Below are 20,625 nucleotides of genomic sequence, written 5' to 3'. Positions count from 1 at the left end.
AAAGCGCCCGATACGCAAAGCTAAAGGTCTGCGAATCTTGTATTACGAACATCTGTGCGCGTCGAGTGCGCTAAACTCATCGGCAGTATGATTCGATGCAATAGGAGGCAAGGAGCTTCCATGTCTGATTCTTCTATCGTTATTCGCGGCGCTCGTGAGCACAACCTCCGTGATATCGATGTTTCCATTCCGCGTGACCAACTCGTGGTCATTACCGGTCTTTCTGGCTCGGGCAAGAGCTCGCTGGCATTTGACACTATCTATGCCGAGGGCCAGCGTCGATACGTCGAGAGCCTTTCGAGCTATGCGCGCCAGTTCTTGGGCCAGATGGACAAACCCGACTTGGATTCAATCGACGGCCTTTCGCCGGCGGTGTCGATCGACCAAAAGACGACGTCTAAAAACCCTCGCTCGACGGTTGGCACCGTAACCGAGATTTATGACTATCTGCGCCTGCTGTTCGCCCGTGTGGGCACCCCGCACTGTCCCGAATGCGGCCGCGTCATTGAGCGCCAGACGACCGACCAGGTTGCCGACAAGGTCTTGGCGGCGGGGGAGGGTCGCCGCGCGTTTGTGCTGGCACCGGTGGTGCGCGGGCGAAAAGGCGAGTACACCAAACTGTTTGAGGACCTTCGCGCCGAGGGCTTTAGCCGCGTGCGTGTCGACGGTGAAGTGCGCTCGCTCGACGATCCAATCGATCTGGACAAGAAGTTCAAGCACGATATCGAGGTCGTGGTCGATCGCATCGTGATCCGTGAGAACTCTCTGGGCCGTATCGCCGAGTCCGTTGAGCAGGCGACCGCGCTGGCTCACGGCAATGTAAATGTGTACATGCTGCCCGATCGTGATGCTCCCGAGGGGACCGAGGGCGAGCTGCTGGAGTATTCGTTGGCCTTGGCGTGCCCGGAGCATGGACACTCCATTGACGATCTTCAGCCGCGTGATTTTTCGTTTAACGCTCCCTATGGCGCATGTCCTGAGTGCGACGGCCTGGGCTTTAAGAAAACCGTTGATGCCGAGGCGCTGATCGAGGACCCCTCGAAGTCCATTGCCGACGGAGTCTTTGGTAGCCTGTTTGGCAATTCGAACTACTACCCGCAGATTTTTGCTGCGGTCTGTAAACACTTTAAGGTAAGCGCCGATACGCCGTGGGAGGACTTGCCCCCTCGCGTGCGTCGTGCATTCTTGGATGGCCTGGGCGATACGAAGATCTCGGTTGACTACCAAAAGCTCGATGGACGTCGTAGCCAGTGGGATACCAAGTTTTCGGGCGTTCGCAACATCCTGTACGAACGCTATACCGAGACGACGAACGAGAACACCAAGGCGCGCTTGGAGAAGTACATTCGCGAGGAACCGTGCTCGAGCTGCCACGGCGCTCGTTTGCGCCCCGAGATGCTCGCCGTCACCGTGGGCGGCAAGTCCATTTACGAGGTTTGTTGCCTGTCGTGCCGTGAGTCGCTCGAGTTTTTTGAGGGCCTGGAGCTCACCGAGCGCCAACAGTTTATCGGCGGGCGCATCGTCAAGGAAATCCTGGAGCGCTTGCGTTTTCTGGTCGATGTTGGACTCGACTATCTGACGCTCGATCGTGCCTCGGCGACGCTTTCTGGTGGCGAGTCGCAGCGTATTCGCCTGGCAACACAGATCGGCGCCGGCCTCATGGGTGTCCTGTACATTTTGGACGAGCCATCGATCGGCCTTCATCAGCGCGATAACGAGCGCCTGATCAAGACCCTTGAGCGTCTGCGCGATATCGGCAATACCGTCATCGTCGTCGAACACGACGAGGACACGATCCGTGCCGCCGACTACGTGATCGACATGGGGCCCGGCGCCGGCGTCAACGGCGGACACGTAGTCGCGGCGGGAACGCCTGCCGATATCATGGCGTGTCCTGAGTCGATGACGGGCGCTTATCTGACCGGCAAACGAATGATCCGGGTGCCTGATGAACGGCGCAAGCCCGGTCGCGGCTGCCTTAAAATTACGGGTGCTCGAGCTAACAACCTCAAAAACGTTACTGCCAAGATCGAGTTTGGTACGCTTACGGTTGTTACCGGCGTGTCGGGATCGGGCAAGAGCTCCCTGGTTACCGACACCATTGCGCCTGCCCTTACGAATGCTATTCACCGTTCGACGCGCCCTGTGGGTCCGTATAAGAAAATCGAGGGCATCGAGTGTATCGATAAGGTTATCGATATCGACCAGTCGCCGATTGGCCGCACACCGCGTTCCAACCCTGCTACCTATATTGGCCTGTGGGATGATCTTCGCGCGCTGTTTGCGAGTACGCCGGAGTCGAAGGCGCGCGGCTACTCGCCGGGCCGTTTCTCCTTTAATGTGGGTGGCGGGCGCTGTGAGGCGTGCAAGGGCGACGGACAGATCAAGATCGAGATGCACTTCCTTCCCGATATCTACGTTCCCTGCGAAGTTTGCGGCGGTAAACGCTACAACCGTGAGACACTCGAGGTCACCTACCGTGGCAAGACCATCTCGGACGTGCTCGACATGAGCGTCACCGAGGCGCTGGCCTTCTTTGGGAATATCCCGCAGATTAAGCGCAAGCTTCAGACTTTGTATGACGTTGGCTTGGGCTATGTGAGTTTGGGGCAGCCTGCCACGACGCTTTCGGGCGGCGAGGCGCAGCGTGTGAAACTCGCCAAGGAGCTTCATCGACGCCAGACGGGCAAGACGTTCTATATTTTGGACGAGCCGACGACCGGCCTTCATTTTGAGGACGTCCGCCAGCTGCTCGATGTGCTGCAGCGCTTGGTCGATGCGGGCAACACGGTGCTGGTGATTGAACACAACCTTGATGTCATCAAGGTTGCCGACCGCCTGATCGATATGGGTCCCGAGGGCGGCAATGGCGGCGGAACCGTCGTGGTCTCGGGTACGCCGGAGCAGGTCGCGGCATGTTCGCAGAGTTACACGGGCAAGTTCTTGGCACCGCTGCTCAAGCGCGACCGCGAGCGTCAGGCACAACTCGACGCCCAGTAAAGAGACGCCGTCGTACGAGAAGCGCCACCGATTCCTTTCGATTCGGTGGCGCTTCTGTGTGTCGAGATGACGTATGCGGCTAAATTGGACATATACTTAGGCGTTACGTTCGAATGCGAGGGAAGGGACATGCCATGGCAAAGGCTGCAAAGACGCCGAAAACCAATGCGATGCGCGAGCTGGAAAACGCCGGCATCTCCTATATTCTCCATACGTATGAAGACGATGGCGATGAGTCGGTGGGTTTAGGCGTTGCAATTTTGGAACAACTTGGCGAGGAGCCTGGCCAGGGGTTTAAGACCTTGGTTTGCGTGACGCCGTCCAACGAACACGTTGTGTGCTGTCTTCCCGTTGCCGACGAGCTTGACCTAAAGGCCGCCGCGCGCGCCGCTGGTGAAAAGTCGCTGACCATGATGCATGTCAAGGACTTGCTTGCCGCGACGGGGTATGTCCGGGGCGGCTGCAGTCCGGTCGGCATGAAAAAACGCTTTCGGACGCTGATCGATGAGACATGCGTCCTTTGGGATACCATTTTTATCTCAGGCGGTAAGCGTGGCTATCAACTTGAGCTTGCCCCCGACGACTTAGTTGCATTTTGCGGGGCGATGGTTGCCCCGATCACGAGAGAGGACTGAGCGATGCCGCAGGAAGAATCGAAGCGCGGAGCTCACTTTGCAAAGGGTTCGGCTTCTCAGACGCCCGCGCCTGAGGCTTCTTCGGTCGATGACCAGATTCGAAACGCTTGGTCCGTTGCTGCAGATCAAGGTGAGACGGCTGTGTATTTGCGTGCCGCCGGTGCCGGTACGGTGCCTCCCCGTACGATTCTCTCTTCGGCTCGTCCCGATGAGACGGCGGTGTTTTTGGCCGCGGCTCAATCCCGTGCCGGACGGATGCCTGACGCCGGGGCGTCTCGTGCGCCGCGTCCCGATGAGACGGCGGTGTTTTTGATGGCGGCTCAGGGAAAGGGCGCACTGCAGGGTGTCCCAGCCGATCGTCCCGCGAGGCCTGCAACCGACGGTGATGGCGAGCAGTTGCTTTTGGATGACGAGTGGTCACCGCTCGGCTCGACCGATCCGGTCGAGGGCGTTGCTGTTGAGGACGATGATTGGGATCTATTGTCGTTTTCTGGTCGAACCGCTGCCGCCAGGGAAGTTGACACGGTGTTTGGTAATAATGCCGTAGCTAACGATGACGCTTCGTTTGACAACGATGTCACGCCTATTGACGGAGCTTTTTCTGCCGATGATGCCGTTTTGGTCGACGACCCCTTCGCGATAATCGATGAGCCTGATATCGAGGTTGATTCTCGACAACACACTGAAGTCAGCCCCCAATCACAGGACGACGTAGATGATATGGGCTCGTCGGACTACTCTACGGTTGGCCGTTCTGCCGGCCTCATGACTGCACTGACCATCGTGTCGCGCGTCACCGGGTTTATCCGTACTTGGGCTATGGCTGCCGCCATCGGCATGTCGCTGCTCTCGTCTTCCTATCAGGTCGCCAACAACCTGCCCAATATGCTCTATGAGCTCGTGATGGGCGGTATGTTGGTTACCGCCTTTTTGCCGGTGTACATGGGCGTGCGTCGTGAGCAGGGTCGCGACGCCTCAAACGAATACGTAGGTAATCTGCTCGGCATCCTGCTTTTGCTGCTGGGCGGCATTTCGGTGTTGGGCACCGTGTTTGCTCCGGGCTTTATCTGGACGCAGTCGTTCCTTTCGGGCGATGGCGGAAGCATGGATACCGCTGCATTCATGTTCCGTTTCTTTGCCATTCAGATTTTGTTCTACGGCCTGGGCTCGGTGTTCTCGGGCGTTCTTAACGCGCATCGTGACTACTTTTGGTCGACGTTCGCCCCGGTACTCAACAATGTGATTGTCATTGCGAGTTTTATGGGCTTCGCTCCCGTATCTGCCTGCTTTGGTGAGCAAGCGGGCGTCGTTTTGATTTCGCTCGGCACGACGCTTGGCGTTTTTGTCCAGATGGCGTGCCAGATTCCCGCACTCGGTAAGCATGGTGTCCGGCCTCATATTCATATCGACTTCAAGGATCCTGCACTGCGACAGACGCTCGCGCTCGGCGTCCCGACGTTGCTCGCTACGGTATGCATGTTCGTGTCGACTTCCATTACCAACGCAGCCGCGCTGGTGGTGCAGCCCGAGACCGGTCCTTCTGTAATTGCCTATGCGCGCCTTTGGTACACACTGCCTTATGCCTTGATAGCCGCCTCGCTCTCGACGGCGCTTTATACCGAGCTTTCGCACGATGCCCAGGAAAAGGATTATGACAGCGTGCGCGCTGGTATCTCGCGCGGCGTGGCCCAGATGCTCTTCTTCCTGATTCCTTTCGCGCTATATCTCATTGTGTTTGCCCGTCCGCTCAACATGATTTATTGCGCCGGCAAGTTTGACGAGTCGGGTGTGGCGCTTGTGTCCGAGTTTCTGGTTTATCTGGCGCTCTCCCTGCCGCTCTACGGCGTGGTCGTGTTGATGCAGAAGAGCTTCTCGGCGTTGCTCGACATGAAGCCCTATAGCCGCTATTGCCTATACTCTGCCATCGGTCAGGCTGGTTCGGTTCTGCTGTTTGGTGTGGTGATGGGCTATGGCATGCCTGCGATTGCGATTTCGTATGTTGTCGACTATGTGATTCTGGTCGGCTGTTCGCTGTGGTGGCTGCGTCGTCGTCTGCAGGGTCTTCAGGTCAAATCTATTCTGCACGGCTGCTTCTATGGCCTTTTGCTCGGCGGCCTGGGTGCCGCAGCGGGTGCCGGCGTTTTGTGGGCGCTCGAGAGTTTTGTCGGAGCGCTTAGCGGATCGATTCTTATTACCTTGGGCTATGTTTGCATCGCGGGCATGGTTTCACTTGCCGTGACTTTTGGCCTTGCCGTCCTTCTAAAGATGCCTGAGGTCTCCGCGCTTCTTCGCCGCAGGTAGGCAGTCGTGGCAGGTCATGACAACATTCCAACGCTTGCCGAACAGGTTTCGCGTGTGCCCATGCAGCCTGGCTGCTACCTTTGGAAAGATGCCAAGGGCGATGTCATTTACGTTGGCAAGGCTAAAAATCTGCGCTCGCGCATGCGTCAATATGTGACGCTGCAGGACGAGCGCCAAAAGATTCCACTGATGATGCAGCTGGTTGCGAGCTTTGACTATATCGTTGTCGAGAACGAGCACGAGGCGCTGGTGCTCGAGCGCAACCTGATCGGTCAATATCATCCGTACTTTAATGTCGACCTTAAGGACGATAAGAGCTATCCCTTTATCGCTATCACCAAGAGCGATCTGTTCCCAGCTATTAAATATACTCGTGAGCGTCATAAGCCGGGAACGCGTTATTTTGGTCCCTATACCGACAGCCGCGCGGCGCGCGAGACCATTGATACGCTGCGCAAGGTAATCCCGATCTGCTCGGCTTCTTGTGCGGAATGGCGTCGATGCCGCCGTATCGTCGAGTCCCACAAGGGCGAAGAAGATATCGTCAATATGATTTGCGCTCAAAACGGGCGTCCCTGCTTTGACTTCCATGTTGGTCGCGGCCCGGGGGCATGCGTCGGTGCGATCTCTCCAGCCGACTATGCTAAAAACGTTAAACGCGTCGAGCGATTTTTGTCGGGCCATCGTAAAGATGTCGTTGATGAGCTTACATCCGAGATGACGGACGCCGCCGGAGCGCTCGATTTTGAGCGGGCGGCGCGCGTCAAGCGTCGCTTGGAAGTTATTAGGGGCCTGGACGACCGACAGCAGGTCGTTTTTCCGTCGAGTGTCGATCTCGATGTGATTGGTTTCTATCGAGAAGAGACCATTTCGGCCGCCTGCGTGTTTGTTGTGCGCGAGGGGCGAACGGTTCGAACCTGTGAGTTCATTCTCGATAAGGGCCTGGATGTCGATGAAGAGGAGCTTCAGTCGGGCTTTCTCAAGCGCTATTACGACGAGACGGCTGATATTCCAGCCGAGGTGAACCTTTCCGTCGAGCTTGAGGATGCGGAGGCGCTAGGGGAATGGCTTTCGGACAAGCGCGAGCGTTCCTGTCATCTCCATAGGCCTCAGCGCGGCGAAAAACACCGGTTGCTCGATATGGCATCTAAAAATGCGCGTCATGCCCTCATGCGTTATATGATGCGCACGGGATACGCCGACGATCGCACCAATCGAGCGCTCCTGGAGCTTGAGAGCGCCTTGGCGCTACCTGCGCCGCCAATGCGAATCGAGTGCTTCGATATCTCTACGCTTCATGGCACCTTTACGGTCGCCTCGATGGTGGTGTTTACCAACGGCCATGCCGACAAGAGCCAGTACCGCCGCTTTAAAATCCAGGCCGAATTGGACGAGGCGAACGACTTCGTTTCGATGTCCGAGGTTTTGGGGCGTCGCTATGCTCCCGAGCGGATGACCGACGAACGTTTTGGCTCGCGCCCCGATTTGCTCGTTGTCGACGGCGGCAAGCCGCAATTGACGGCTGCAATTAAGCAACTTGAGGCCCTTGGGCTCGATATACCAGTTTGTGGTTTGGCAAAGGCCGATGAGGAGGTTTTCGTGCCTTGGGACGAGACTCCTGTCGTACTTCCGACCGGGTCTGCGTCGCTCTATCTCATCAAGCAGGTGCGCGACGAATCGCACCGTTTTGCCATCACGTTCCATCGTGAGTTGCGCGATAAAGCCATGACGGTTTCGGTACTCGATGACGTTCCAGGCGTGGGACCCACTAGAAAACGTGCAATTATGCGCCATTTTGGCTCGATGAAGCGGTTGCGCGCGGCGAGTGAACAAGAGATCGCGGAAGTTCGCGGCATACCTGCCGATGTTGCCAAGGCGGTCCACGAGGCGCTCGTTGCATGGAATGCCGAGCGCGCCGAGGCAGCGGCTGGCCATTCCGATAGCTAAACACGAGCCTAAACAACTGATATACATGATTGCGTGATTTTCAACCATTTATTTCGCCATGATTGCCTGCTGGTTTCGGGTTTTATTAACGCTAAAACGTTTGACTAACCCAAGCGAAAACCCTGCTATCCTGCGGGTTGACGAAGACTGATATCTCACCTCGCCGATACATACTGTCTGCTGTATCGTTTGTCAACGAATTCGGTGAACGGTAGTAAATACCGTTCAAGCGTATGTATGTATCGGTCGCCGAGCGCGGCACCTCAGTTGGGTTTGTCGGTAGGTAAGGTATATATCGTCCGCAAGTTGCGCGGGGGCAAGTTTAGGTGCTCCCGGGTAAGATTCTCTATTGATAGGAGAAGACATGGCCATCATCAATAAGGGTATGTCCAGGCGTTCGTTCCTTGGCCTCACCGGCAGCGTCGCTGCTGTCGCCGGCTTTGGTCTCACTGGCTGCGGTGGCAGCTCTAGCGACGAGGGTTCCGCTCCCGCCGATTCCGCCAACCGTGGCGGTGGCGTGATCACCGCCGGTTCCGCTTACGCTCCGTCCAGCTTCGACCCCGCCAGCACCGGCTCCGCCGTGGGCCTGGGCGCTAACTGGCACGTCGTCGAGGGCCTCTACGGCATCGATTACCACGACTACAGCACTTTCAACGAGCTCGCCACCGATGATCCCAAGTCCGTGGACGACACCACCTTCGAGGTCACCATCCGCAAGGGCGCCAAATTCTCCGATGGCACCGAGGTTACCGCTGACGACGTCGTCGCCTCCTACACCGCTTGCGCCGCTTCTGCCACCTACGCTCCGTTCTTCCAGCCTTTCGAGTCCATCGAGGCCAAGGACGCCAGCACCGTGACGGTCAAGACCAAGGTCCCCAACTTCTCCCTGCTCAAGGATCGTCTGGCCATCATTCGCGTTACTCCTGCCGCCCAGAGCGAGGAGGATCGCGCCAAGCAGCCGATCGGCTCCGGCCCCTGGATGTACGATTCTATCTCCGATACCGAGATCACCCTGGTTCCCAACCCCGAGTACAACGGTGAGTATGCTGCCGAGGATAAGAAGATCCAGTACAGCATCCTGACCGACCCCACCGCTCGCGTCACCGCTCAGCAGGAAGGCTCCACGCTCGTCATGGAGCTCGTTACCGCTGACGCCGTCGACCAGCTCGAGGGCGCTGGCTGCAAGATTGACAACGTCCAGGGCTTCGGCACCCGCTTCATCATGTTCAACGTCGCCAAGGAGCCTTGGAACGACGTCAAGGTCCGTCAGGCTGTCATGTATGCGCTCGACACCGAGAAGATGATCAGCAACACCTTCGCCGGCCTTGCTACCGCTGCCAGCTGCTACCTCCCCAAGAGCTTCACCAACTATCATGAGGCCTCCACGGTGTACAAGACCGACGCCAAGAAGGCCAAGAAGCTTATCGAGGAGTCCGGTATCACCCCGGGCGCCATTACCCTGCGCACCACTGATAACGAGCAGATCAAGGGCATGGCTGCCCAGGTCAAGAACGACCTCGACGCTCTCGGCTTCGATGTGACCATCCAGACCGATACCTCGCCGGCCACCTATGCTGCCATCGACGGCGGCGAGGCCTACGATATCCTCCTTGCCCCTGGCGATCCTTCCTGCTTCGGCGCAGACCCCGACCTGCTGCTCAACTGGTGGTACGGCGACAACGTCTGGATGCAGACCCGTTGCCCGTGGAAGGAGTCCGCTGAGTGGCAGAAGCTCCACGGCCTTATGGACGAGGCTCTTGCCGCCGAGGGCGACGAGCAGCAGAAGAAGTGGAACGAGTGCTTCGACATCATCGCCGACAACGCCGTTCTGTACCCCGTTGTCCACGTTAAGACCGTCTCCGCTTCCTGGAACGACCCGTCCACTGCGCCCAACGGCGAGGCCCTCGATGGCTTCAAGGGCATCGGCACGACGAGCATGTCCTTTAAGGGTGTCGCGACCGTCAAGGCGTAAGACTCGCTTGAGTCTATATGCAGGATGTCGGCCGTTGGGACCGTATCCTCATAGTTGAAACAAAGACCCGGGCGGCAACGATGTCGCTCGGGTCTTGTAATGAGTGTCCGTACTCATATACCAGTTGGTCCTACCGACAAAAGAAAGGGGAGAGAACGTGAACAACTTTCTACGTTTGATTGGAAGGCGTCTCGTGGCGCTGCCGATCATGGCATTGGGCGTCACCGTCCTGGTGTTCTTCCTTATGTCGTTCTCCAAGACCGACCCCGCCTACACGGCGTTGGGTGACGGTGCCTCGCCCGAGGCGGTTGCCGAGTACCATGAGAAGTATGGTCTGGACGACCCCTGGCCCGTGCGCTACGTGCGCTATATGGGCAATTTGATCCATGGCGACATGGGCACCTATGGTGCTGCTCGCAACTCCGTTGCCAAGCGCATCTCCACGGCCCTACCCGTCACGATGCAGCTGACCTTCATCGGTCTTGCCATCGGTGCGGTCGTATCGTTTTTGCTCGGCGTCATCGCGGCACTGTATCGCGATAAATGGCCGGACCAAGTGATCCGCGTCTTTTCCATCGCCGGCTTGGCAACCCCGTCGTTCTGGCTTGCCGTTCTGTTGATCCTGCTGTTCTCTTCCTACCTTAAGGTACTCCCGGCATCGGGTGCCCTGCCGCACTTCACCACGAATCCGGCTGGCTATCTGGGACGCATGATCATGCCCGCCATCGCCTTGGCATTTCCGCTGACGGGTCAGATGACTCGTATCGTGCGTACCGCCATGGTCGAGGAGCTCGACAAGGACTATGTCCGTATGGCTCGCGGCGCCGGCGTTCCCGAGAAGGTCGTCGTCGGCATCAACGTTCTCCGCAACGCGCTGATCACCCCGGTCACCACCCTCGGTCTTAAGATTGGCTATCTCATGGGCGGCGCCGTCGTCATCGAGGTCATCTTCAACCTCCCCGGCATGGGTACTGCGATCCTGCAGGGCGTTCAGGGCAACGAGGCGAACCTGGTTCAGGGCGTCGTCATCGTCGTTGCTCTTGCCTTCATCATCATCAACATCGTGGTTGACATGCTCTACCTGCTCATCAACCCGCGCATCAGGACGGTGTAGATTATGGTAAAGATTCGAGAGAAGCAAACCGAGCAGCTCGAGAAGGCTGCCTCCAAGGGGCTCAAGCTCGGTGGCTGGAAGAAGATGACGCTGTCTTCTAAGATTGCCGCCATCGTGCTGGTGCTGGTCGCCCTGACTGCGATTCTTGCCCCCGTTCTTGCCCCCTATAGCCCGGTCGAGATCTTTACGGCTCGCCAGGCCCCCGGCAACGGGTTTATCTTCGGAACCGACGACAAGGGCCGTGACATCCTTTCGCGTATGCTCTACGGTGGTCGTTACTCGCTGATCATCGGCTTTGGTGCTACCGCTATGGCTCTGGTCTGTGGCTCCGTTGTCGGTGCTCTTGCTGCGGTTTCGCGCAAGGCCGTCTCCGAGACGATTATGCGCATCCTGGACATCATCATGTCTGTCCCGGGTATCGCCCTCGCAGCCGTCTTCGTTTCCATCCTGGGCAACTCCGTGCCGTCGATTATCTTTGCGATCGGCTTTATGTACACCCCGCAGATCGCCCGTATCGTGCGTGCCAACATCGTATCCGAGTACGGTGAGGACTATGTCCGCGCGGTCATCGTCTCCGGCGCCAAGGCTCCGTGGATTCTGATCAAGCACGTTCTTCGTAACTGCATTGCCCCGATCATGGTCTTCACCGTTACCCTGGTCGCCGATGCCATCATCTTCGAGGCTTCGCTGACCTTTATCGGCGCTGGCATCCAGGAGCCCACTGCTACGTGGGGCAACATCCTCGCCGACGCCCGCGGTGGCGTGCTCGCCGGTCGTTGGTGGCAGGCGCTGTTCCCGGGTCTGGCCATCATGATCACCTGCCTGGCGCTCAACATCCTCTCCGAGGGCATTACCGACGCTATGGCCGCTGCTCCTTCCGCCGCCCTGGATCCGACCGATTCCTCCAAGCGCCGCGAGGCCGACCTGCTGGTCTCCGACCCCGTTCGCGCCTACAAGGAGCAGGCCCAGTCCCTGTCCGCCCGTCTTGGCGCCCTGCGCGATGTCGAGCTCAAGCGTAACGACCGCCATGTGCCCGATGAGTCCGTTGAGCCGATTCTTTCGGTCCGCGATTTCTGCATCCAGTTTGAGCACCACGGCGATATCAACGTCGTCGACCATGTCAACTTTGACGTCCGTCCCGGCCAGACCATGGGCCTGGTAGGCGAGTCCGGCTGCGGTAAGTCCATCACCACGCTGGCCATCATGGGCCTGACCGATGAGGACGAGCATCTTTCCGGCGAGGTCCTCTGGGAGGGTCGTGACCTGCTCAAGATGAGCAAGAAGGAGTGGTTCGGCCTGCGCGGTACCGATATCGCCATGGTCTATCAGGACGCCCTGTCCTCGCTCAACCCCTCTATGCTCATCTCCGCCCAGATGAAGCAGCTCACCAAGCGCGGCGGCACCCGCAGCGCCGAGGAGCTCCTGGAGCTCGTCGGCCTCGATCCCAAGCGCACGCTCGAGAGCTATCCGCACGAGCTTTCCGGTGGACAGCGTCAGCGCGTTCTGATCGCTATGGCCCTTACCCGCGACCCCAAGCTGGTCATCTGCGACGAGCCCACGACCGCTCTGGACGTTACCGTCCAAAAGCAGGTCATTAAGCTGCTCAACGATCTTCAGGCCAAGCTCGGCTTTGCCATGATCTTCGTCTCGCATGACCTGGCGTTGGTCGCCGAGGTCGCCCATAACATCACGGTTATGTACGCCGGTCAGGTTATCGAGCAGGCGCCCACCAAGGAGCTGCTCACCAACCCGATTCACGAGTACACCCGCGGTCTTCTGGGTTCCGTTCTGTCCATCGAGAGCGGTTCGGGCCGCCTGCACCAGGTGCCCGGCGCCGTCCCCAGCCCGCGCGATTTCCCCAAGGGCGATCGCTTCGCGCCCCGCTCAAGCCATCCGCACATCGGCCTGGACACCCGTCCGGTCTTCAAGCGCGTGCCCGGCACCGAGCACTTCTATTCCGAGCTCCCCGATGAGGTGCTCAAGGCAAATGGTTTGACCCCTCATGCGGAGGTGATGTAGATGAGCGAGACTGCGGTCAACGGCGTCGAGCCGATTATCTTCCTTGACGATGTCCACGTCACCTTTAGGACCCGTACCGGTTCGATCCTGCACCCCAATCTGGTTCATGCCGTCCAAGGCGTGACCATTAAGCTCATGCCCGGTCAGACGATCGGCATCGTCGGCGAGTCCGGTTGCGGCAAGTCCACCACTGCTAATGTCATGTGCGGCCTGCAGGCCCCCACGAGTGGCAAGGTCTACTTTAAGGGCAAGGACGTCACCAAGCGTACTGCCGAGGATCGTCGTCACATGGGCCGCGTCATCTCGGTCGTGTTCCAGAACCCCGCGACGGCACTCAACCCTCGCATGGTCGTTCGCGAGCAGCTGCTCGACCCCATGCGCGTCCACAACCTGGGTACCGAGGCCGAGCAGGAGAAGCGCGTCAAGGAACTCCTGGAGCTCACCGGTCTGCCCAGCTCTGCCGCCGAGGTTCTTCCCGGCCAGCTTTCGGGCGGTCAGCGCCAGCGCGTGGCAATTGCCCGTGCCCTGTCGTTGAACCCTGACGCCATCATCGCCGACGAGCCCACCTCGGCTCTGGACGTTTCGGTCCGCGCGCAGATCCTCAACCTGTTGACCGATCTTAAGAAGGAGCTCGGCCTGGCTATGGTGTTCATTAGCCATGACATCCAGACGGTCCGCTACATCTCTGACGACATCATCGTCATGAACGGCGGCAAGATCGTCGAGCAGGGCGAGGCCAAGCAGGTCTTCCAGAACCCGCAGGACCCCTACACCAAGATGCTGCTCGGTGCTGCGCCGTCGCTGCTGCACCCCAAGCTTGGCGAGTAGGTTCGCTTTCCCTCCTGTGCGCCCGGCTCCCTTGCCGGGCGCACCCTCGTTGCGATTTCGAAAGGTTGGGTTCACGAGCCATGCCAAGCGCTCAGGAGCTACAACAGCAATTTGGTGGTTATCGGGGCGCCATGCCTCGTCCATCAGATTTCGATCTCTTTTGGAACGACCGCATGGCCGAGGCTGACGCCGTCGAGATCGACTATTCGGTCGAGGCGGCATCGATTGCCGATGCTGCGACCTGCCAGTTTTTTGACCTCTGGTATACCGGCATGTGTGGCGCCCGCCTGCATGCCAAGTATCTCAAGCCGGTTTCGGACGAGTCCGTGCCGCTGGTGCTACAGTTCCACGGCTATCCGGGCGCAAGCCGCAGCTGGTTCGAGCAGGCGTCGTTTGCGGGTATGGGCATGGCACTTGTCGCCCTCGACTGCCCCGGTCAGGGTGGCCCCTCCGAGGATATTGGTGGATTTGAAGGCACAACGGTTGCCGGGCATATCGTTGCCGGTATCGACGGCGACCCGGCCAATCTCTACTACGTACGCTTGCATCAGGATATCCGCATTCTGTGCCGCATTGTTCGCGAGCTCGAGGGCATCGATCTTGCCCGTGTTTTTGTGAACGGTGCGTCGCAGGGCGGTGGCTTGGGCATTGCGACCTGCGCGCTTAACAGCGAGCTTATCAATCGTGCCGCCATCCTCTATCCTTTCCTGTCGGATTTCCGCCTGGTCTGGGATTTGGATGCCGACGACATTGCCTACGAGGGCCTGCGCTATTGGTCTCGCTGGTTTGACGAGGACTCGACTCGTATTGACGAGGCCTATGCCAAGCTGGCGTATTTCGATTCCAAGAACTTTGCCCCCATGGTCAAATGCCCCGTGCTGTTTGGCACGGGAACGGCTGATATCGTCTGTCCACCGGCGACGCAGTTTGCGGTCTACAATAACCTGACCTGTGAGAAGCGCCATGAGTTCTTTGAGGGCTTTGGCCACGAGGAGATTCAGGATTTTGACGATCTGATCATTCCGTTTTTCTGCAAGGAAGGGGAGGCTCATGTCTAAGTGCGAGAGCAATGTCAATGAGCTGATTGACCCCGAGCTTGCGGGGATCTCTGGGACGGTTTCGTCAAGGCTCTCCGATTTCCGTGATTGGCGCGGCGATGCCTTGGCGGATGTTTCCGAGTTGGAGGCAGCCGCTTCGGACCTTGAGGTTTGCGGACTGACTGTCACGGCGATTGATTTCGCCAATCCGTGCGCGCGCTACTCCGAGGTTTCCTTTGAACTTGCCGGGGAAGTCGTACACGGCCGTTTGATTGAGCCCTCAGGTTGTGCCCGGGCATCCGAGCTTGTGCCGCTATGCCTGATGTTTCATGACATCGACCGACCCGTACGTGGATGGCATCACATGACGAGGTTTGCCGCCATGGGATATGCCGTGCTTGCGCTGGACGACGATGTGATTGGGCTCAGCGAGCTGAAGCAGGGGGTTACCTCGCCCGTTTTTGTTGAACGCGTCCGCTGGGGCTGTGCAATGGCAAAGGTCGCGCGCAATCTTGACGGCATGGACCCCGACCGCATCTTTGCATGGGGCGAGGGCCTTGGCGGTGGAGTCGCGCTGGCGGTTTCTGCTCTGGACGAGCGGGGCCTTGCCTGCACGGCGGTTGCCAATCCGCTTCCCGGCGGCCTCGAAGCGCTGTCGTCTCGGGTGCGCGGATCGGTACTCATGGGTACATCGCTCATGGATGCCGTGAGCGATCCCAAGAGCCAGTTTGCCGTATTCAACGGTCTTGAGTGTGACCGGAGGCATATTATCTATGCCAAATATGCTCACGAACGCATCAATGCGTTCGAAAACGAAGTCGTCGACTTCTTTAACCAAGCGTTCTACCTGTGTTCTTTGGCCTAGACGGCCTGGACACTGCCAACAAGAGTGGGCGGCATAGGGCCACCCGCCAGACAACTAAGGAGATTCTTGTGGCAACTCAGAAATTCACCGGTGTTATTCCTCCCGTCGTTGTTCCCGATACCGAAGATCACCAGCTCGACGTTGCCTCCTTTGAGCGCAGCATCAACCGCATGATCGACGCCGGCGTCGATGGCCTGTTCTTCCTGGGCTCTTCGGGTGAGGTCGTTTTCTCCACCGACGAGCGTCGTCGACAGATCATCGCCGAGGCCGTTCGAATCGTCGACCACCGCGTTCCTGTTCTGGTCGGCATCATCGATACCGAGACCGAGCGCATGATTGAGCACGGTAAGGTTGCTCAGGAGCTGGGCGCCGATGCGCTCGTTGCCACCTGCCCGTTCTATGCCCTGCAGGGCATGACCGAGGTCGAGGAGCATTTCCGCATCCTGCACGAGGAGCTCGACCTGCCCATCTTTGCCTATGACATTCCCGTGTGCGTTCACACCAAGCTCCCCTGGAAGCTCCTTGCAAAGCTCGGCGCCGAGGGCGTCCTTGCTGGCGTCAAGGATTCCTCGGGTGACGACGTCTCGTTCCGCTACCTCGTTCAGGAGAACGAGAAGAACGGCCATCCGATGAGCATCCTCACCGGCCATGAGGTCGTCGTCGACGGTGCCTACCTTGGTGGCGCCGACGGCTCTGTCCCGGGTCTCGCCAACGTTGAGCCCGAGGGCTACGTGCGTCAGTGGAAGGCCGCTCAGGCTGGTGACTGGGCTACCGTCAAAGCCGAGCAGGATCGCCTCAATGAGATTTCGCACATCTGGGACGTCACCTCGGGCGTCCAGGGCTATGCCGGTGGCGTTGGCGCCTTCAAGACCGCTATGAACCTCATGGGCATTTTCGACAGCCCGACCATGCCGCGCCCGGTGAAGGCCATGACCGGCGAGAACGTCGAGGCGATTAGGAAGGTCCTCCAGGACAACGGTCTCCTGTAAAGCTTTCCCGGGCACCCGATCTTGGGGCTCAAGCGATCGAGCGTGACCCATTAGGTCAATGCCCGACCGCTTTCACCCCAACCCCGGGCACTCGGGAAGCCTTTAGCAAGCTGCGGCGATAACACCGCCTTTATTTCCTGTAGTTGTTTTTATCTCCTAAGGAGAGCGACATGGAGAACAAGTACATCTGCTCCGTTGATATCGGTGGCACCAAGATTGCGACCGCCATTATGGAATATCCGGCTGATGGCGGCGTGCCCCATCCCGTATTTGAGGCTGAGGTTCCCACCGAGGCCCAAGAGGGCGGTGAGGCCGTCTTCCAGCGTATCGAGGCGTCCATCAAGGCCGCTCTCGAGGCGAATCCCGATGTCGAGGTCCTTGGCGTCGGTATCGGTGCCGCTGGCGTCGTCGATCCCAAGACGGGCGCCATCGCGTATGCCAACGAGATCATGCCCGGCTGGTCCGGCGTTCAGTTGGGGCCGCGTCTGCGCGAGGACCTCGGTCTTCCCGTTGCCGTTGTAGGCGACGTGCAGGCTCATGCTCTGGGTGAGGCCCATTGGGGCGTCGGCAAGGGCAAGTTCTCCGTCTTGTGTCTGGGCATCGGTACGGGTATCGGAGGCGCATATGTCGAGAACGGCCGCGTGATGCAGGGCTTCCATGGCGCTGCCGGCCATATGGGCCACATCGAGTGCTCGGCTGCCGCCGGCATTCCCTGCGCCTGCGGGCGTTCCGGCCATCTGGAGTCGGTGGCTTCGGGTACGTCGATTGGGCGCATGTACGACGAGCGCTTCGGTCGTGTTGACCCCAGCCGTCCCTCGGTTGGCCGCGACGTGAACGACCTGTGCCGCGCGGGTGACGCAAAGGCGACCGAGGTCATCCACGATGCCGGCTTTGCATTGGGCGCTAGCTTGGGCTCGCTCGCCAACATTCTGGATCCAGAGGTCATCGTGCTTTCGGGTGGCGTAATTCACCAGGGACCCGATTGGCGTTCGCAGACGTGGAAGGATTCGGTACACGAGGGCTATGCCAGCCAAGCGCTCGATCCGCTTCAGGACACGCCGATCCTCATCGGTTCTCTGGAGGGCGACGCACCGCTTATCGGTGCCGCCGAGCATCTTCTTGCCTCGTTAAAGTAAACGTATCTGCTGTAGGAGCCTCCCGAGACGACACGCCTCGGGAGGCTGTTCTGAGAAAGGTTATAGCCTTATGACCGTCGATCCTTTAATTCAATCCCTGAAGGGTAAGCTCATCGTGAGCGTTCAGGCGTATATGGGCGAGCCGCTTCGTACGCCCGAGACCATGGCTCAAATGTCTCGCGCTTGCGAACTCGGTGGCGCCGCCGCCATTCGTTGCCAGGGCCTTGCCGACATTGCTGCCATTAAGGGTCGTTGTGAGGTTCCTGTTATCGGCCTGTGGAAGGATGGACACGAGGGCGTTTACATCACGCCGACGCTGCGTCACGCCCGCGCCTGCGTTGCTGCCGGTGCTGACATCGTGGCGATTGACGCCACCGATCGTCCGCGCCCCGATGGCAAGTCGCTCGAGGACACTTTTCGTCCGCTGCACGAGGAGGGCGTGCTTCTGATGGCGGACTGCGCCACGATCGAGGATATCCGCCGCGCGGTCGACATGGGCTTCGATTTGGTTTCCACTACGCTTTCGCATGGCGTCGCCGCCATCGATTGCACCATGGCAGACGGCCCCGACCTGCCGCTTTTGCGCCAGGCAACCGGGGAGTTCCCCGGTCTTCCCATTATTTGCGAGGGTCGTGTGCATACGCCCGAGGAGGCTCGCGCCGCGATTGACGCCGGCGCCTGGGCCGTTGTCGTTGGCACTGCCATTACGCACCCCACAAGTATTACGAGTTGGTTCAAGGCTGCGCTTGAGGCGTAAGACGGGCCTCGTATCCGCTTGGGGCGGTATACTCAACTAAGGCAATTGATCGCGCGGGATCCGCTGGCCGGGTCCTGCGCTTATTTTAGGAGGCAGCACATGCAAAAGGGAGATGCCATGGATGCGGCGGAGCGCACGGAGCGCATTCCCGATATCGTCATCATCACCGGAATGTCCGGATCGGGCCGAACGCAAGCCATGCATGTGTTTGAGGACATGGGCTATTTTTGTATCGACAACCTGCCTCCGCGCCTGATTGCGCAGCTCGCAGAGCTTGTTGGCATCAATACGGGTGTGGGTAGACATCTTGCTGTTACCTGTGACCTTCGCAGCCAAGGCCTGTTTGATGAGCTGCTTGACGCCGTTGCCGCCTTGGAAGAGCGCGAGATGAGCTGTGACATTGTGTTTCTCGATGCATCTGATGAGGTGCTGATTCGCCGCTACAGCGAAAACCGCCGCCGTCATCCCATTGCGAAGCCGGGGGAGACCACGGCCGACGCCATCCAGCGCGAGCGTTTACAACTCCAGGGCGTGCGCGACCGAGCCGATATGATCATCGATACGAGCCGCCTTCGTACCTCTGCTTTACGCAATAAGCTGCGTGCGGCTTTTTCAGAGCTGTCCGACCAGCAGCTCATGGACGTCCACGTCTTCTCATTTGGCTTTAAGCATGGTATGCCCGTCGAGGCAGACATCATGATCGATGTTCGCTTTCTGCCTAATCCATTCTACGACCCCGAGATGCGCACGTTGACCGGCCTCGATAAGAAGGTCTCCGACTTTGTCCTGGACCATCCCAAGACGCAGGAGTTCTGGAAGGTTTGGACGCAGTTGCTCGATACGGTCATGCCGGGTTATATCGCGGAGGGCAAGCCGCAGCTTTCCATTGCCATCGGCTGTACGGGCGGCCAGCACCGCAGCGTTGCCATTGCAGAGGCTACGGCCCGATACCTGGAAGGTGCTCAGTATCACGTGAGCATTTCTCACCGCGACTTGTCGCGTGCCAATACGAAAGCATAGGTTTGAATGTCGTTTACCGCCGAGGTGCGTGACGAGCTTGCGCGCTGCGAACCCGAATGTGAATATTGCGATCTGTCGACACTTGCCGCTCTTACACGTGTGAGTGGCACGCTTTCGCTGGCGGGCTCTGGTCGGTACCGTTTGACGGTTGCGACCGAGACGGGTGCCGTTGCACGCACGATGATTACGCTGACGCACCGCATCCTCAAGCTCAAAACGGAGTTTACCGTTCGCAAGTCGGTCTTGCATAAGGTGCGAAACTATCTCATCACCTTACCTGACCAGCCCGACCTCGATAAGGCTTTGGTTCTGCTGGGCATTCTCGACCGCAGGGGAGGGCTCGTCGCCGGTGTGCCGCGCCATATCGTCGCCCGGCCCTGCTGCAGGCTCGCCTACATTCGCGGCGCTTTGATTGCCGGCGGCTTTGTGGCAGACCCGCGTGGCGATTTTCACCTGGAGATTGCGGTGCAGGGCGAACAATACGCCAAGGGGCTTTGCGACCTGTTGGAGCAGGTCGGGGTTCATGCACGCGTCAACGCCCGGCGAGGATCATATGCCGTGTACATCAAGAGCGCCGAGGAGATTGAGCATTTGCTCAAATTGATTGGCGCCAAGCGCAGCGTTGCCGAAATCGAGGAAGCCCGTGCGGTCAAGTTGGTGAAAAACGACGTAAATCGTCGCGTGAATGCTGAGCTGGCCAACCAGACGAGAAGCGCCGGCGCTGCCCAACATCAGCTCGCGCTTATCGAGGAGCTTGAGCGACGCGGCATGCGCGATGTGCTCCCGGATGCCTTGGCGGCCTTTTGTGACTTACGTGAGCGCTATCCCGATCTCTCACTGCGAGATTTGGGGGAGATGGCCGACCCTCCTTTGTCAAAGTCGGCCCTATATCACCGTGTTTTGCGTCTTGAAAAGCTCATTGAAGCGAACAGGTAGTTTAAAGCGGCAGTTTATATAGTACTTGAACTGCTGTTTTATGCTTTAAAACGTTTTAAAGCAAATTTG

Annotated in this window: 15 protein-coding genes; all 15 read left to right on the top strand. The window is 58.9% G+C overall.

What is annotated here, in order from left to right:
* Window positions 1-120 precede the first annotated feature (120 nt).
* The 15 genes from uvrA (at window position 121) to whiA (ending at window position 20,556) form a co-directional block, all read left to right on the top strand.
* Entirely contained in the window at window positions 121-3,000 is a 2,880-nt protein-coding gene (uvrA, locus tag ACTQV4_RS06165) for an excinuclease ABC subunit UvrA (RefSeq protein WP_441541189.1), read from the top strand.
* A gap of 134 nt (window positions 3,001-3,134) precedes the next feature.
* A complete protein-coding gene (gene ybaK / locus ACTQV4_RS06160) occupies window positions 3,135-3,635 on the top strand; it encodes a Cys-tRNA(Pro) deacylase (RefSeq protein WP_441541191.1) in 501 nt (166 codons plus the stop codon).
* Between the two features lie 3 nt (window positions 3,636-3,638).
* Window positions 3,639-5,936: a murein biosynthesis integral membrane protein MurJ gene (gene murJ / locus ACTQV4_RS06155; protein ID WP_441541193.1), complete on the top strand. Its 2,298-nt coding sequence runs from the start codon at window positions 3,639-3,641 to the stop codon at window positions 5,934-5,936.
* 60 nt (window positions 5,937-5,996) lie between these two features.
* Window positions 5,997-7,883 carry an excinuclease ABC subunit UvrC gene (uvrC, locus tag ACTQV4_RS06150; RefSeq protein ID WP_441559987.1) on the top strand — a complete coding sequence of 629 codons (1,887 nt, stop codon included), beginning with the start codon at window positions 5,997-5,999 and terminating at the stop codon, window positions 7,881-7,883.
* A 364-nt stretch (window positions 7,884-8,247) separates the two neighbouring features.
* On the top strand, window positions 8,248-9,855 hold the full coding sequence (locus ACTQV4_RS06145; protein WP_427718660.1) for an ABC transporter substrate-binding protein: 1,608 nt from the start codon (window positions 8,248-8,250) through the stop codon (window positions 9,853-9,855).
* A gap of 157 nt (window positions 9,856-10,012) precedes the next feature.
* Window positions 10,013-10,969 carry an ABC transporter permease gene (locus tag ACTQV4_RS06140; protein ID WP_370450641.1) on the top strand — a complete coding sequence of 319 codons (957 nt, stop codon included), beginning with the start codon at window positions 10,013-10,015 and terminating at the stop codon, window positions 10,967-10,969.
* A 3-nt stretch (window positions 10,970-10,972) separates the two neighbouring features.
* Window positions 10,973-12,988 carry a dipeptide/oligopeptide/nickel ABC transporter permease/ATP-binding protein gene (locus tag ACTQV4_RS06135; RefSeq protein WP_427728769.1) on the top strand — a complete coding sequence of 672 codons (2,016 nt, stop codon included), beginning with the start codon at window positions 10,973-10,975 and terminating at the stop codon, window positions 12,986-12,988.
* Window positions 12,989-13,816 (top strand): ABC transporter ATP-binding protein, encoded by an 828-nt coding sequence (locus tag ACTQV4_RS06130; RefSeq protein ID WP_154517508.1) that lies wholly within the window; start codon window positions 12,989-12,991, stop codon window positions 13,814-13,816.
* A gap of 80 nt (window positions 13,817-13,896) precedes the next feature.
* A complete protein-coding gene (locus tag ACTQV4_RS06125; RefSeq protein ID WP_427728772.1) occupies window positions 13,897-14,874 on the top strand; it encodes an acetylxylan esterase in 978 nt (325 codons plus the stop codon).
* Window positions 14,867-15,718: an acetylxylan esterase gene (locus ACTQV4_RS06120; protein WP_441541198.1), complete on the top strand. Its 852-nt coding sequence runs from the start codon at window positions 14,867-14,869 to the stop codon at window positions 15,716-15,718. The genes ACTQV4_RS06125 and ACTQV4_RS06120 overlap by 8 nt, the downstream gene beginning before the upstream one ends.
* Window positions 15,719-15,786: 68 nt before the next feature.
* Entirely contained in the window at window positions 15,787-16,707 is a 921-nt protein-coding gene (locus ACTQV4_RS06115; protein ID WP_427718650.1) for a dihydrodipicolinate synthase family protein, read from the top strand.
* 170 nt (window positions 16,708-16,877) lie between these two features.
* Window positions 16,878-17,843 (top strand): ROK family protein, encoded by a 966-nt coding sequence (locus tag ACTQV4_RS06110; protein ID WP_427728775.1) that lies wholly within the window; start codon window positions 16,878-16,880, stop codon window positions 17,841-17,843.
* 70 nt (window positions 17,844-17,913) lie between these two features.
* Window positions 17,914-18,600, top strand: coding sequence for an N-acetylmannosamine-6-phosphate 2-epimerase (locus ACTQV4_RS06105; RefSeq protein ID WP_441038757.1), 687 nt, complete (start codon window positions 17,914-17,916; stop codon window positions 18,598-18,600).
* Between the two features lie 99 nt (window positions 18,601-18,699).
* Entirely contained in the window at window positions 18,700-19,620 is a 921-nt protein-coding gene (gene rapZ / locus ACTQV4_RS06100) for an RNase adapter RapZ (protein ID WP_427718645.1), read from the top strand.
* Window positions 19,621-19,626: 6 nt separating this feature from the next.
* Window positions 19,627-20,556, top strand: coding sequence for a DNA-binding protein WhiA (gene whiA, locus ACTQV4_RS06095; RefSeq protein ID WP_154517461.1), 930 nt, complete (start codon window positions 19,627-19,629; stop codon window positions 20,554-20,556).
* Window positions 20,557-20,625: the final 69 nt, after the last annotated feature.

The organism is Collinsella sp. LCP19S3_B11 (assembly GCF_052121915.1).
Classification (GTDB): domain Bacteria; phylum Actinomycetota; class Coriobacteriia; order Coriobacteriales; family Coriobacteriaceae; genus Collinsella.
This window is presented reverse-complemented; position numbering and strand designations above follow the sequence as displayed.

Coding starts and splice junctions, on each gene's coding strand:
- uvrA (WP_441541189.1), top strand. CDS start 121: ATGTCTGATTCTTCTATCGTTATTCGCGGCGCTCGTGAGCACAACCTC.
- ybaK (WP_441541191.1), top strand. CDS start 3,135: ATGGCAAAGGCTGCAAAGACGCCGAAAACCAATGCGATGCGCGAGCTG.
- murJ (WP_441541193.1), top strand. CDS start 3,639: ATGCCGCAGGAAGAATCGAAGCGCGGAGCTCACTTTGCAAAGGGTTCG.
- uvrC (WP_441559987.1), top strand. CDS start 5,997: ATGCAGCCTGGCTGCTACCTTTGGAAAGATGCCAAGGGCGATGTCATT.
- ACTQV4_RS06145 (WP_427718660.1), top strand. CDS start 8,248: ATGGCCATCATCAATAAGGGTATGTCCAGGCGTTCGTTCCTTGGCCTC.
- ACTQV4_RS06135 (WP_427728769.1), top strand. CDS start 10,973: ATGGTAAAGATTCGAGAGAAGCAAACCGAGCAGCTCGAGAAGGCTGCC.
- ACTQV4_RS06130 (WP_154517508.1), top strand. CDS start 12,989: ATGAGCGAGACTGCGGTCAACGGCGTCGAGCCGATTATCTTCCTTGAC.
- ACTQV4_RS06125 (WP_427728772.1), top strand. CDS start 13,897: ATGCCAAGCGCTCAGGAGCTACAACAGCAATTTGGTGGTTATCGGGGC.
- ACTQV4_RS06120 (WP_441541198.1), top strand. CDS start 14,867: ATGTCTAAGTGCGAGAGCAATGTCAATGAGCTGATTGACCCCGAGCTT.
- ACTQV4_RS06110 (WP_427728775.1), top strand. CDS start 16,878: ATGGAGAACAAGTACATCTGCTCCGTTGATATCGGTGGCACCAAGATT.
- ACTQV4_RS06105 (WP_441038757.1), top strand. CDS start 17,914: ATGACCGTCGATCCTTTAATTCAATCCCTGAAGGGTAAGCTCATCGTG.
- rapZ (WP_427718645.1), top strand. CDS start 18,700: ATGCAAAAGGGAGATGCCATGGATGCGGCGGAGCGCACGGAGCGCATT.
- whiA (WP_154517461.1), top strand. CDS start 19,627: ATGTCGTTTACCGCCGAGGTGCGTGACGAGCTTGCGCGCTGCGAACCC.